At 45.4% G+C, this 15,438-nt stretch carries 6 protein-coding genes and 1 tRNA gene; 5 read left to right on the top strand and 2 right to left on the bottom strand.

Features of this window, described 5'->3' with window-relative positions; all coding sequences use genetic code 11:
* Positions 1-9: 9 nt before the first annotated feature.
* The 3 genes from J4N23_RS14735 (at position 10) to J4N23_RS14725 (ending at position 7,411) form a co-directional block, all read left to right on the top strand.
* The gene (locus J4N23_RS14735; protein ID WP_207428401.1) at positions 10-3,327 is read left to right on the top strand and encodes an exodeoxyribonuclease V subunit beta; all 3,318 of its coding nucleotides are present in this window, start codon (positions 10-12) and stop codon (positions 3,325-3,327) included.
* A gap of 3 nt (positions 3,328-3,330) precedes the next feature.
* On the top strand, positions 3,331-6,213 hold the full coding sequence (locus J4N23_RS14730; RefSeq protein WP_207428400.1) for a PD-(D/E)XK nuclease family protein: 2,883 nt from the start codon (positions 3,331-3,333) through the stop codon (positions 6,211-6,213).
* 211 nt (positions 6,214-6,424) lie between these two features.
* On the top strand, positions 6,425-7,411 hold the full coding sequence (locus J4N23_RS14725) for a pyruvate dehydrogenase complex E1 component subunit beta (protein ID WP_207428399.1): 987 nt from the start codon (positions 6,425-6,427) through the stop codon (positions 7,409-7,411).
* 72 nt (positions 7,412-7,483) lie between these two features.
* On the opposite strand, the gene J4N23_RS14720 is transcribed toward J4N23_RS14725, so the two are convergent.
* Positions 7,484-7,960 (bottom strand): Lrp/AsnC ligand binding domain-containing protein, encoded by a 477-nt coding sequence (locus J4N23_RS14720; RefSeq protein WP_207428397.1) that lies wholly within the window; start codon positions 7,958-7,960, stop codon positions 7,484-7,486.
* A 143-nt stretch (positions 7,961-8,103) separates the two neighbouring features.
* Between J4N23_RS14720 and J4N23_RS14715 the strand changes: the two genes are divergently transcribed.
* Positions 8,104-8,213, top strand: a tRNA-Asp gene (locus J4N23_RS14715).
* A gap of 128 nt (positions 8,214-8,341) precedes the next feature.
* On the opposite strand, the gene J4N23_RS14710 is transcribed toward J4N23_RS14715, so the two are convergent.
* Positions 8,342-9,295: a methylenetetrahydrofolate reductase gene (locus J4N23_RS14710; protein WP_207428395.1), complete on the bottom strand. Its 954-nt coding sequence runs from the start codon at positions 9,293-9,295 to the stop codon at positions 8,342-8,344.
* A gap of 436 nt (positions 9,296-9,731) precedes the next feature.
* On the opposite strand from J4N23_RS14710, the gene J4N23_RS14705 reads away from it, so the two are divergent.
* Complete coding sequence (locus tag J4N23_RS14705) at positions 9,732-15,434, top strand: HAMP domain-containing protein (protein WP_207428393.1); 5,703 nt, start codon at positions 9,732-9,734, stop codon at positions 15,432-15,434.
* Positions 15,435-15,438: the final 4 nt, after the last annotated feature.

Here is a 15,438-nt window from a genome sequence, read left to right as displayed (position 1 = left end):
CTTCCCCTCATGCAACACAAGCCTCTTAAAATACTTCAAGCCTCCGCAGGTTCGGGTAAGACGTTTAGCCTTACCGCACATTATCTTACCTTACTTTTTTCTTCTGAAACAAAATACCGTGAAATCCTTGCTGTTACCTTCACCAATAAGGCAACGGAGGAGATGAAAAGTCGGATTTTGGAGGTGTTAAAAGGTCTGGCGCTCGGGGAGCAGTCCGTAAAAACCTTCCGGGATATCATCCTTCAATCTCATCCGGATTTAAATGAGGGATCGATACAAGAAAAAGCGCATGCCATTTACAGGAGGATTTTACATGATTATAGTCGCTTTGCCGTAAATACAATCGACGGCTTTGTGCAGAAGGTAATCCGCAGCTTTTCTTTCGAGCTCGGCCTCGATGCGGGCTACAAGCTCGAAATGAATACCGACAAAGTAAAGCGGGAACTGGCGGCAAAACTGAATGACCAACTCGAGAAAAAGCCGGAGCTGCTACAGTGGATCATTAACCTCGCTTTAGAGCGGGTGCGGGACAACAAAAGCTGGAACTACCGGGAAACACTGATAAACCTGGCCGACGAGATTTTCAAAGAACGTTACCATCCCTTTGAAGAAGCATTAAAGTCGCACGATCCGGATACGCTTTTTAAAGACCTTCAGCAGCTTACTAAAGAACTGATCAGCTATTTTGAAAGCGCGATAATGGAACTGGCGAGAGAAGCTGTTCACATTTTCAGAGAGTCGGGGGTACTGATCGAAATGCTTAAAGGAAAATCTAGATCTCCCTTAAACAATCTTACCAAGATCGCCGATGGTGACTATGCAAAAATCACGGGACTGCAGAAGATGATCGATGAGCCGGAAGAGTGGCAAAAAGGTGGTATGGACGGCAACATCTCAGCCTTATACGCACAGCTTAATCCTGTTCTTCGCGACCTGGTCGATTTTTACGGGAAAGAGCTGCCCCAGTACCAAATGGCAAAAGCGTTGAATGCCAACCTCTATTATTTGAGGTTGATGCAGGAGATGGCCGGTTTAATGAAGGAATACCGCCAAGAGAACGGGGCCCTCATGATAAGCGACGCACAAAATCTCCTTCGTGGGATTACAGCGGAGCAGATTGACAACCCTTCTTTTATTTGGGAGAAAATGGGCAATCGCTACCGGCACTTCCTGTTTGATGAATTCCAGGACACCTCCTCGTTTCAATGGCTTAATTTCCTTCCACTGCTAAGGAACGCTGTCGCGGAAGCAGATGGAAAACTGATTGATCACCTTATTGTAGGAGATGTAAAGCAATCCATCTACCGCTGGCGTAACGGCGATTGGCGCATTCTTCACAGTCATGCAAAGAAAAACATCGGCGACCAGCGCGTGCTGGACGACAGCCTGAAGGAGAACTACCGCAGCGCTGCCAACATCATCGAGTTTAATAATTTCCTTTTCAAGCATGCTCCAACCTTCCTCCAAAATCACATCAATGCAAAGGTTATTGAAGACGGGGGAGCAGAACTGTTTGAAAATTGGTGGAGAACCGAGGGTTTGGATAACATTATTTGCAGCGCCTACGAGCAAAGCTACCAGCAAAAAGCACCTTCTACCCCTGCTGGCGGCAGTGTGCAGGTAAGCTTCATCCCGGTTACCGATAATCGCACCCGAGGTTCTGAGAGTAAAGATGCTGCTCTTCAAAAACTTGCTGAACAACTGAACGAATGGATAAGCTCAGGCAGGTATAAAGCCGGCCAAATTTGTATCCTGGTAAGAAGCAATGGCGAAGCACGTTCGGTGATTGAAACCTTGATGAAAGATCAGCAACAGCGGGAACAGCAACATCTGGCAATGGGAGTAAACACTCCCTGGAAGCCCTACGAAGTGCTTTCGGGCGAGGCACTGCTTATTGCAAACAACTCGGCGGTTCGTTTAATAATTAATACGCTTTACGCGATGGTGGCCAAGCGGGACCAAAACTCGCTGTACAAATCCACCTGCATTCACCTTTACAACAAGGAGCTTAAAACTAAACTGAACGGTGATACCTGGTTGAAGCTAAACAGTACCGAGCCAGAAAAGCTTGCGGGCTATCTACCCGAAGCGCTTTGTAAAAATTGGCAGAGCTGGCAGCAACTGCCGCTTTTCGAATTGATCGAGCAATTAATCGGTGCTTACCAACTAGATACGATAAAACTTCACCTGCCCTACCTCATCGCTTTCCGCGATATGGTGAGCAGCTTCACCAAACAGGGCGAAAGAGGCATCAGCTCCTTTTTAAACTGGTGGGAAGAGGAAGGCACCAGAAAAGCATTGCCTTCATCAGAGCAAAGTGACGCTGTCCAGGTCATGACCATCCATAAATCTAAAGGCCTTGCCTTTGATGTGGTGATGATCCCGTTCTGTTGCTGGAACCTGGACGGGATGTCCAACAGTATCTTCTGGGTAGATGCGCTCCATACACCCTACTCGATGCTCAACAGCGTTCCGGTGCATTATAAAAAAAGCCTGGGACAATCGGCTTTCGCGAAAGCATATTTTGAAGAGCTGCTGTTCAACTACATGGATGCGCTGAACATGCTGTACGTTGCTACCACACGTACAAGGAACCACTTGTTTATTTCTGCACCTGCACAGGTTTCCGGAAAGGACGACCAGTTTTCCTTAGCCGGAGATTTGATTTTTCGCCCCTTACAAACCTATGCCTCCGAGTTGAACGTGGAGTTTGATGAAGTGGAGCTGCTGATCGACGAGCCAGTTGTGAAAGAAATCAGATCTGCCGGCACTAAAGCGGAGAACGATGATCGCTTTATCGAAAAAAAGTGGTCGTTCAGTTCCTACCCTTTGTCAAACAGGCTGGAAGATGCTTTGACAGACAAAAAGGTGTTCGAACAATTGGACCTGCTTAGCGGAAACACGTCGCAAAGACGAGGGATCATTCTCCATGATCTTCTGTCCCGGGTGAGGATTACTGAAGAGCTTCCGGATGTGCTGAAAAAAATGCAGGCCGAAGGTTTATTCCGTCAATCAGAAGAAAAAGAGATTCTGGACCTTGCTGAAAGTGTTCTCCTCCAGCCTGATTTGAAAGCCCTGCTGGAAAAACCATACGAGAGTTTAAGTGAGCAAACCATCATCAACGGCAGGGGCGAAAGCTACCGGCCGGACAAGGTGCTAATTGGAAAAGACGAAGTAGTAATCATCGACTTCAAATTCACAGGTGAGCCCAAGCCTCAGCACTACGATCAGGTGGATGCGTACAAAGGCTTGCTAGCCGAAATGGGCTATAAAAATATTAAAGCATATCTGTACTACGGATATTTAAAAGAGTTGAAAGCAGTTTAAGAAATGGTATCATTCCTACAGGAAGTCGCAGCTGATCTACTTGCCCGCTTCGGCGACGAGCTGAAAGATGTGGCAATCGTATTTAATAATAAACGCCCGGTGCTTTTCCTCAAAAAACATCTCGGTGAACTAGCCGGTAAATCTTCCTGGAGTCCCGCTTTTTTTACTGTAGGAGAGTTTTTTGCAAAATCATCGTCGCTAACGGTCGCCGATCCCATCACTCAGTTCTTTGTTCTCCATCAGGAATTTAATCGCCTGCTGCGGTTAGAAGGACGGGAAGTCATAACGCCGGATAAGTTCTACCCGATGGCGGAAATTATCCTGAACGACTTCTCGCAAATCGACTACGATCTGGTAAGCGCTGAGGACTTATTCTGCGAGCTGGAAGACATTGCCGTAATTCAGCAGCAGTTTCCTCACTTTAACGAAGAACAATACCAGTTTTTGGAGCAGTTCTGGGCGTCATTCTCGAAACAAAAACAGGAAGGTTATCAGCAAAAGTTTATCGACTTGTGGAAGCGCATGCCACGCTTGTACAACGCCTTTCACGAAGAATTAAACCGACAAGGGAAATGTACAACGGCCCAGCTCTATCGGCAATTGGCTGACGTCCCGGAAAACGGAGCATTCGCAAATCAATATAAAAAACTGGTTTTTGTAGGATTTAATGCGCTAAACAGGGCAGAAGCGAAACTATTCAAACAGTGGCAGGACGAAGACAGGGCTCTGTTTTATTTCGATACTGATGCCTATTACATAGACGACAAGCTGCAGGAAGCTGGCCTGTTTATTCGTCGAAATTTAAACGTAACGGGACTGATAAACGCTTTAGGAGATCCTCCCGCTATATTAAGCCAGCGACAAAAGCGCATAAAAGTAGTACAGACCCAGGGGCATGCCGCTCAGGCAAAAGCTACGCGTGAGTTTCTGAATCCGGAAGCTCTTCGTTTAGCAAGTGATAATCCTGAAAAAACAGCTATCATCATAGCAGATGAAACACTCCTTCTTCCCTTACTGCAAAGTGTCCCGGAAGAAGCCGGAAAGCTGAACGTGACCATGGGATTTCCTTTTGCCCAGTCGACTGTTTTTGGCTTGATCGATCTGTGGTTAAGCATTCAGGAACAGGTGCACAAAGAGAAAAAGGACAGCATTTACTATCGGGATGTGCAGGCTTTTATTTCTCATCCGCTTACCGGAGTTCAGGAGAGGGAGCGTGACCTGCTGCTGAAGCGGATGCTGGATAACCAATGGGTGGAGATTCCGCTCACCGAACTGCATTTTTCTTCCACCCTTGCGCCCAATTTTTTTACTGTCAAGCACGAGGGTCTACAAACCATCGACGCCTTGTACATTTTGCTTACTGCTGTTCTGGAGCAGCGCCAAAAACAGGGGCAGCTACAGCAACTGGAGGCAAACCTCATCATGGCAGTTTGCAAAAACCTCAATTTACTCTACGACGGCCTGGCTAGTTACCAGCAGTCGCTGCCGCTGACATTTGTCCTCTCACTCATCAGAAAAACTTTGCAGGGCCTTTCTGTACCCCTGGAGGGAGAGCCACTACGAGGTATTCAGGTAATGGGACTCTTGGAAAGTCGGTGTCTGGACTTTGAAAACGTGATCATGCTAGGAGTAAACGAGGGGGTGCTGCCCAAACTTAGCTTATCTCCCACCTTCATCCCGGACAGTATCAGAAGAACTTACGGCCTACCGGTACTAGAAAACCAGGATGCAATCGCTGCTTACCTTTTCTACCGGCTGCTACAACGATCGGAAGAAGTAAGTATGGTCTACAATAGTTTGATCGATGAGAGTAATAACGGCGAGCCCAGCAGATTTTTGAGACAGTTAGAATTCGAAAGTAACTTCCGATTTGAATACAACTACCAGCATCAGCCGGTACAGATTGAATCAATCAGGGAAATTGTCATAGAGAAAAAAGGCAAGGTCTGGTCGGCACTGCAAAAGTTCCTTCAATCGAAAGGGACCTGGGATGACGAAAAGATATCGGCGACAGCGCTGACCACCTATTTAAATTGCTCTTTACAGTTCTTCTTCAGATATGTGGCAAAAATCAAGGAACCGGAAGAAGTTACGGAGAACCTGGAAGCAAACCAGGTAGGATCGGTTCTGCACCAGGTGATGGAATGGTTCTACGAGGAACTTCACACCCAAAACCCAGTTATTACTGCCGAAAGAATAAAAGAAAAGAGGACCGCCGTTCCGCAACTATGCAAACAGGCATTGTCGATGGTCTTGTTCAAAAACAAAGGCGTGCTACGGCAACCAAACAGCATGCAGCAGATTATCCTACGGATTGTAGAGGAGTATGTGGATGTGATCCTAACGCACGATGAAACTGTTGCTCCTTTTCGAATTGTGGAGCTGGAGAATAAAAAGGACTACAGATACCGTTTCCCCATTGATATCAATGGCAATAAACAGGAGGTTCTCCTTTACGGGATCATTGACCGGGTCGATGAAAAAGATGGCGTAATCAGAATCGTTGACTACAAAACCGGAAGCGACGAGGTGAAGTTCAGCTATCTGGATGATTTGTTCGAGCGTGATGGAAACCGCCAGAATAAAGCAATGGTGCAGACCTTGTTCTACACATACATTTATGAACAGGTGAAGAAGACCCAGCGGGTAGAGCCTAACCTATACATCATTCGGAAGATGAAGGATCAGGGCACCTTATTTTTTAATGGTGGAAGAGCAGGAAAAACGATGCTGCAAGCTGAGCATTTGGAAGAGATGAAAGGCGGCTTTCAGGAACACCTCAAAACCCTGTTGGAGGAGTTATTCAATCCTGATATTCCATTTAGCCATACAGGAAAGGTGGAGAACTGCGGATACTGCCCCTATAGGGAGATGTGTGCGAGGTAAGTTGGCGCGGATGGGAGGCGTACGTTTCTAATAATTTTGATACAATCAGGTTAAACTCGCTATTTAGGTACCTTCCATCGATGAGAAGCAGCGCATTTTCAAATTTTCCGCATACTAGACCTTAAATTAGTTGCAATACGGGCTTTTTACTGGTTGGATTTCAAACATTACTGCCTTATATTTGCGTTCCAAAATATTGATTTAACATAAAATGAGAGAAATACAGTTCAGAGAAGCGCTTCGTGAAGCAATGACCGAAGAAATGCGTAAAGACGATAAGATCTTCATAATGGGTGAAGAGGTTGCCGAATACAACGGTGCGTACAAAGTAACCCAGGGAATGCTTGACGAATTTGGAGCTAAACGTGTTATTGATACTCCGATTGCTGAACTAGGTTTCGCTGGCATTGCTACCGGCGCTGCAATGAACGGTTTAAGACCAATTGTTGAATTCATGACTTTCAACTTTTCATTGGTAGCGATTGATCAGGTAATTAATGGTGCTGCGAAAATCCGCTCGATGAGTGGCGGCCATTTCTCTGTTCCGATTGTTTTCCGCGGCCCGACTGGAAATGCTGGTCAGCTAGGTGCACAACACTCTCAAAACTTCGAGAACTGGTACGCTAACTGTCCTGGTTTGAAAGTTGTTGTACCGTCAACTCCTTACGAGGCAAAAGGATTACTAAAATCGTCTATCCTGGACCCTGATCCTGTGATTTTCATGGAATCAGAAGTGATGTACGGCGATAAAGGACTAGTACCTGACGAGGAATACTACATCGAGATTGGCAAAGCGAACGTGGTGAAAGAAGGAACTGATGTTACCATCGTAACGTTTGGTAAAATGCTTTCACGAGTAGTTAACCCAGCTGTTGAAGAGCTAACAAAAGAGGGAATCAATGCTGAAGTGATCGACCTTCGTACGGTTCGCCCGATCGATTATGCAACAATCATTAATTCAGTTAAAAAGACAAATCGTTTGGTAATTGTTGAAGAGGCTTGGCCACTTGGTTCCATCGCAACTGAAATTACCTACAAAGTTCAGCAGGATGCTTTCGATTATCTGGACGCCCCGGTAACCAGAGTTGTTTCTGCGGATACGCCACTTCCTTATGCACCTACTTTAATTAAAGAGGCCTTACCAAATGCAGAACGTGTGGTAAAAGCGGTAAAAAATGTACTGTACGTAGCAAAGTAAAAACTGCTACTCAAAATAAAACCCGGTTTGAAATTTCAAGCCGGGTTTTTTTATGAGTGAACAATTGCTGTATTAGCTGTTCAGGCTGATCTGCCGTTTGATACTTTCCTCCAGAGAGATAAACGTTTCCGTGCGCTGAATTCCTTCTACCGATTGAATGCTATCATTCAACACTTCCCTCAAATGATTGGTATCCCTGCAAATGATCTTTGCAAACATACTATAGGCGCCGGTACAGTAGTGCAACTCCACGATCTCCTTCACTTTCCTCAGCTTTTCTACCGCATCTTTATAAATGGAACCTTTCTCTAAAAAGATACCAAGAAAGGCACAGACATCATAGCCAATCTTTTGAGCATCAACCAGTAAGTTAGAACCTTTGATAATTCCAAGGTCCTGCATTTTTTTCATCCTTACGTGAATAGTTCCGCCAGACACGATCAGCCTTTTAGCGATCTCTGTGTATGGAATGGTAGCATCTTCCATGAGTAAGGAAAGTATCTGGATATCCAGATTATCAATTTCTGAATTTACGCCTTTTTTTTCCATGGGATATTTGAAGGATTCTAATTTATATACGAAGTAAATAAAAACTTTATAAAAATTAAAATAAAATGTTAAAATATTTGCAAGGAATATTCAATTTGCTTTAAATTTGTATCAAGCAAGTAACAAAAAGCTTTGCTTAACACTGTAGGGTGGTGAAACAGGCAGACACACCTCCTTGTCTCGGTGGCGGAGAATCTGGGAAAGCCAGCAACGGTTCAACCACTCCTTGAAGGTTCGATTCCTTCCCCTACAGCTCCTTTCGTTTAATTTAGGTTTATAATTGGTTAGTTTGAGCTCTCGCCCATCGAGAGCTTTATTTTTTTCTAAATATCCCATCAATTTTTCTAAGTTGTTACTAGGTTCAGAGCTATATTTAGCCTTTCAGCTGACCTCGCTTCTGGTTTTACCAGAGCGAATTCCCCTTTCCTCCAATATTTTGACAACAGCCTCAAGCAAAATTTGGGAAGCTTCTATTTCTTCCTTTCGAATGGATACGCTTTCAATATTCAACCCAAAGGGTATCTTCTTCGAATCGCAGAAATCAATAATTTCCTCAGCTATTTTTATGCACATATCTACTGAAGTCCCTAATATATCATGGCAGTGAGACAATTCATTAGCTAACCAGGAAGGCACATGAATTCCAAGCCAGTCGAGGAACTTCAGCGTTTTTAACGAACCGCAAGGAGTCAGAGTGAATATAAGCGTAGGAAATTCTAAGTTTCGCTCCTTGCTGTGATAATAAACATCAGAGATTAGATTCTTTACATACTCGATATTGTAGACACACTGAGTGATGAAAAATGAACAGCCGTGCTGCATTTTATTCAGCATCTTAAGATGTTCGTCTTTTTTCGAAAAATGCCTTTCGGGAATGGCTACAGCTCCCAGCGGCACGTTACCAGCTGTTTGTTTCCAAATTTGATAAGCCCGGCTCAATGTAATGTTTACCGGATGTTCTTTGGAAGGAACCCCAACAAATACTGTTGCATTGCCGTCAAACTTCTGCTCCAGGCGCGCCTGCAACTCGGCTTCCTGCAACTTACCTACCGAACAGTAAACTACTTTAGGTGCTTGTAATTGCTGGAGATACTCGGTAGCGTAAACATAAGCATCTAAGGTTGAAGAAAAAGGAAATGGCCGCTCGCTAGGGTTCCTGGACGTTTCATCCTGCAGATCGTAAATCACCAAGCCGTCCACGTTTAGGTTATTTACCCTATTGATTGTTTTATCTGCGATTTCTGCAATCTTCTCACTGGTATTGCTCGCCTTGGGTGGAGTAATGCCGTAAAGTAGAATTCCGGATTCTTTCCTTTTTATCTTTTCGTTAAACATTAATGCAATTCATTTTGACTGACAAGGTTCAGGCATTCAAAACTCAAATTTAGGATTTTAAATAGACACTGAATCATCTGCACGTAAATTCAACTCCATTGTTTAAAATTCACCCCCCTAAGTTTTTTTCAAAAAATAAAAACCATAGCCCAAACCCGTTGTTTTGACCTACTGACGAGGATTAAACCGCTTTTCAGGTTTCCGAACGGTACAAGTGTGAGTGATGAACAGGGTAACAATTCTTTTTTACCTCTCATTTATTTTAAGTACATCAAAGAAACTGCTCTCAAGAAAAGTATGATGACGTTCAACTTTGGATATATAGTTGCAGAAATGCGATGCTTTAATACATTTTATAACCTAGGGTAGCAATACTTTCATGAGTTCCCGGCTTTGCCAGGAATATGGCCAACTAGTCGATTCATTATATAAATATATGGAACAGGAAATTTTGTTAGAGAAGGAAAACACTAACCACCTTGCCACAGAACTAGAAGAGTCTTTGGATTTGAAAGAACTTCTTAATGTACTTTCCCAGGTTAAGAATGGGAAACTAAACGTTCGGATGCCAGTAACTCAGGCAGGGATTAGTGGTAGAATTTGTGAAGTACTGAACGAGATCATCGATATGAATGAGCGTTTGGTGACAGAAATCTGTACCGCCGAAAAAGTAATTGGAAAGAAAGGAAATCTTTCGAAACGGATTGAACTACCTGATGCCCGCGGAGAGTGGGCCGTTGGAGTAAAATCCTTAAACAATCTTATCACCGACCTTACATATCCTACCCTTGAAATTGCCGGAATGATCAATTCCGTTGCAAATGGAAATCTATCTAGACAAATTCCATTGGAGATAAACGGCCAGCCGCTTAAAGGAGAATTCCTTCGTATTGCGAAAGAATCGAACCAGATGATCGAGCAGCTCCGTTTATTTACAATGGAGGTAACACGGGTTGCTCGTCAGGTAGGTGCTGAAGGAAAACTAGGAGAGCAGGCAAAAATTAAAGGAGTAGACGGTGTATGGGCCGAGCTTACCGATTCAGTAAACCTGATGGCAGGTAACTTGACAGCCCAGGTACGTAATGTTGCTGCGGTAACAACAGCGGTGGCAAAAGGCGACCTTTCAAGAAAAATCACGGTAGAAGCTAAAGGAGAGATCCTGGAGCTGAAAAATACAATTAATACGATGGTGGATCAGCTAAACTCCTTCTCATCCGAGGTAACGCGTGTGGCGCTCGAGGTGGGTACGGAAGGAAAGCTGGGTGGACAGGCAAAGGTACCGGGGGTTGCCGGAACATGGAAGGATTTAACAGACTCCGTAAACCGGATGGCCGGTAACCTGACTTCACAGGTGCGTAATATTGCTGGTGTAACGACGGCGGTAGCCAACGGTGACTTGTCTAAGAAAATTACCGTAGACGTAAAAGGGGAGATGTTGGAGCTGAAGAAAACCATCAATACGATGGTGGATCAGCTGAACTCCTTCGCATCCGAGGTAACGCGTGTGGCGCTCGAAGTAGGTACTGAAGGTAAGCTGGGAGGCCAGGCGAAGGTAAAAGGTGTCGGCGGGGTTTGGAAAGATTTGACAGACTCTGTAAACCAGATGGGATCTAACCTTACCGACCAGGTGCGTAACATTGCGGACGTAACAACGGCGGTAGCGAAGGGAGACCTTTCCCGTAAAATTACGGTAGATGCGAAAGGTGAGCTTCTCGAGCTTAAGAATACGATCAACACGATGGTGGACCAGCTGAACTCCTTCTCGTCTGAGGTAACTCGTGTGGCGAGAGAGGTAGGTACAGAAGGGAAACTGGGTGGACAGGCAAATGTACCGGGTGTTGGAGGTACCTGGAAAGATTTGACCGACTCGGTAAACCAAATGGCTGGTAACCTTACGGGCCAGGTGCGGAACATCGCCGAGGTAACGACGGCGGTAGCCAAGGGTGACCTTTCCAAGAAAATTACGGTGGACGTAAAAGGGGAAATGCTGGAGCTGAAAGTAACTATCAATACGATGGTGGATCAGCTGAACTCCTTCGGTTCGGAGGTAACGCGGGTAGCACGTGAGGTAGGTTCTGAAGGGCAGCTTGGAGGTCAGGCAAACGTACCCGGAGTAGGTGGTACCTGGAAAGACTTAACCGACTCGGTAAATAAGATGGCCGACAACTTAACGTCTCAGGTACGTAACATCGCTGAGGTAACAACGGCGGTAGCAAAGGGTGACCTTTCCCGAAAGATCACGGTAAATGCAAAAGGCGAGCTCCTGGAGCTAAAAAATACAATTAACACGATGGTGGACCAACTTCGTGGCTTTGCATCCGAGGTAACTCGTGTAGCACGGGAGGTGGGTTCTGAAGGTCAGTTGGGAGGTCAGGCAAACGTACCGGGAGTAGACGGAACCTGGAAAGACTTAACTGACTCGGTAAATAAAATGGCCGGTAACTTAACTGCACAGTTACGTAACATAGCGGATGTATCCATCGCGGTAGCAAACGGTGACTTGTCTAAAAAGATTACGGTCGACGTACGAGGCGAGATCCTGCAGCTGAAAGAAACGATCAATACGATGGTGGATCAGCTTCGCGGTTTTGCATCCGAGGTAACTCGTGTGGCACGGGAGGTAGGAACCGACGGTAACCTGGGAGGTCAGGCATTCGTGCCTGGGGTAGCGGGTACCTGGAAAGACTTAACAGACTCGGTGAACCAGATGTCGTCGAACTTGACATCTCAGGTACGTAACATCGCCGAGGTGACGAAAGCGGTAGCATCCGGAGACTTAAGTAAAACGGTAATCATCGATGCGAAGGGAGAGGTATTGGAGTTGAAAAACACGATCAACACGATGGTGGATCAGCTGAACTCCTTCGCATCCGAGGTAACGCGTGTGGCACGTGAGGTGGGTACAGAAGGTAAACTGGGTGGTCAGGCACACGTAAAAGGTGTGGCGGGTACCTGGAAAGACTTAACAGACTCGGTAAACCAGATGGCTTCGAACCTGACGGTACAGATCCGGGGTATTGCGAAAGTAGCGACGTCCGTGGCGAAAGGTAACCTGAAACAACGGCTGTCGATCAATGCGATGGGTGAGGTTGCTCAGCTGACCGATGCAATTAACGAGATGATCGACACACTAGCCGTATTCGCTGACCAGGTAACAACGGTAGCACGTGAGGTGGGTGTGGAAGGTCGATTGGGTGGTCAGGCGAGTGTACCCGGAGCATCAGGAACCTGGAAAGACTTAACAGAGAACGTAAACCAGCTGGCACAAAACCTCACGGTTCAGGTGCGTTCCATCTCGGAAGTAGCATCGGCGGTAACGAAGGGAGACTTAACCCGGACCATCCGTGTGGAAGCAAAAGGAGAGCTGGAAGCATTGAAAGATACGATCAACCAAATGATTGCCAACCTTAAAGGAACAACCTTAAGGAACCACGAGCAAGACTGGCTGAAATCGAACTTAGCAAAGTTCACGCAGATGCTTCAAGGTCAGCGCGATAGAAATGCGGTGGCTAACAAAGTACTTTCTGAGCTGGCAGAACTTGTAAATGCACGTTACGGAGCATTCTACATTTTGGAACAGCCGGAAGCGGCCGAAGCAAAGCTGAAACTATTTGCGGGATATGCATACAACAACAAGAGAAAGATCAACGAGGAGTTCTCTTTAAGCGAAGGACTTGTTGGACAATGTGCTATCGACAAAGAAAGAATATTACTAACCAACGTCCCCGGAGATTATCTCCAAATAAACTCTGGTATCGGAAATGCCACCCCTTCAGCATTGGTAATCCTTCCGGTACTATTCGAGAATAATATTAAAGCCGTAATCGAACTGGCCTCGTTTGAAAACTTTAGTCCAACTCACTTGGACTTCCTGGATCAGCTAACTGAATCTATCGGTATCGTACTAAATAACATCGAGACGAATACCCGTACAGAGGAACTTCTTGCGCAGTCGCAATCTCTTGCCAACGAGTTGAAGGCGCAGCAGGAAGAGTTAAGAAGAGCCAATGACGAGCTTCACGATAAAGCACAGCTTCTTGAGAAACAAAAAGAAGAGGTGGAGCAGATCAACAAGGAAGTAGAAGAAGCCAGAAGATCATTAGAAGAAAAAGCAGAGCAGCTCACGCTAACATCCAAATATAAATCTGAATTCCTTGCAAACATGTCGCACGAGTTGAGGACACCGCTCAACAGCTTACTGATCCTTGCTCAGCAATTGTTTGAAAACCATGACGGGAACTTAACCGAAAAACAAATCCGCTTTGCGAAAACTATTCACTCTTGCGGATATGACCTGATCCAATTGATTAATGACATCCTCGATCTCTCTAAGATCGAGTCGGGAGTTATATCGGCAGACATTATGCCGGTTAGCTTCCGGGAGATCGCTTCGTTCGTGGAAACCACATTCAAGCCGATTTCAGAAACCAAGAACCTTAACTTCGAGATCGACATCCAGGAGGATCTGCCAGAGATCATGGAGACCGATATTCAGCGTCTGAATCAAATCCTGAAAAACTTACTTTCAAATGCCTTCAAGTTTACTGAGAAAGGTAGTGTGAAGCTTCGTATTCAGCGTCCTGACGCCGCAGTTCGAAATCCGCTGACAGGTGTTGACCATGTGATTGCATTCTCGATTGAAGATACCGGTATTGGTATCTCGAAGAAAACCCAGGGAATTATCTTCGAAGCCTTCCAGCAGGCGGAGGGATCTACCAGCCGTAAATACGGAGGTACAGGACTGGGACTTTCTATCAGTAAAGGCTTTGCCGAACTTTTGGGGGGTACAATTACTGTAGAATCAGAACTTGGCCGGGGAAGTGTATTCACCCTATTCCTGCCATTGAAGTATAAAGAAGGAACAAAGGCAATAGGCGAAACTGCAAAAGCTACCTATCCGGCAGCGGCTGCAAAAGCCACTCCTGAAGTTACGGAGTCTTTAGTGGATGACGACAAGCACAACATCGCTCCTGGCGACAAGGTAATCCTGGTAGTTGAAGATGACCTGCGCTTCACCAAAATCATGGTTGACAAAGCTCGCGACTTTGGTCTGAAAGCGATAGTGGCGGTTAACTATCTCGAGATATTTGACGCCCTTCAAAACTACAGTCCTATCGCTATTACCCTGGATGTTAACCTTCCGGAATCGAACGGCTGGAAAATCTTGAAATTACTTAAGAACGATCTTCACTTAAGGCATATTCCTGTTCACCTGATTTCTGGCGAGGATAACCGGGCATTGGCCTTGAAATACGGTGCAAAAAGTTTCCACCTAAAACCATTATCGAACAAGTCGCTCGATGAGTTGATCACGGAAATCTTATCCTTCCATGAGAAGAAGAGTAAGAAGGTGTTGATAATTGAAGAGGAAAAAGACGAACTACAACGCTTAACACGAACACTAGATAATACCAGCCTGGAGCTGTCTACGGCACCTAATGCGAATCACGCCGCCTCTCTGCTTAAAGAGGAAAGTTATGATTGTATCATAGTTGATTACAGCATACCCGAATCAGAAAAAATAGCAAACCACCTTAATCTGAACAAGCAGTTCCAGACATCGATTATCATCCATTCGAAGAAGGAGTTTAGCCAGGATGATCTGATTCACCTAAAACGCCTTCCTCACAAGACGGTGATGAAGTCGAACAATTCTGACGCTCTCATCCTGGATGAGGTTTCTAAAATGCTTCACGTAGATACGAAACTGCTTGCAGAAGAAAAAGCGCAGCTACTTGCTCGCCTTAGGAGCGGAAGCGATATCCTCGATGATAAAAAAGTATTAATCGTGGATGACGATGTGCGTAACCTTTTTGCGCTGACTGCAGCTTTCGAACGTTCCAGGCTGCAAGTTGTTACGGCAGAAAGCGGCCGGGAGGCACTGGAAATATTGAATGAAAACAAAGACATCGATATTGTGCTGATGGATATCATGATGCCGGAGATGGATGGCTATGAAACGATTCAGTGGATCAGAAAAGAGCCTAAAAACAAACAGCTGCCAATCATTGCTGTAACTGCAAAGGCTATGATCGGCGATAGGCAGAAGTGTATTGCATCGGGTGCATCAGATTATATTACGAAGCCCGTGAAAACCGATCAGTTGCTTTCATTGATGCGGGTTTGGTTATATAAATAGTACC

Origin of the sequence: Pedobacter sp. SYSU D00535, assembly GCF_017355855.1 — a bacterium.
Classification (GTDB): domain Bacteria; phylum Bacteroidota; class Bacteroidia; order Sphingobacteriales; family Sphingobacteriaceae; genus Desertivirga.
Note: the sequence above shows the minus strand (reverse complement) of the source record. Positions and strands in the feature narration are given on the sequence as shown.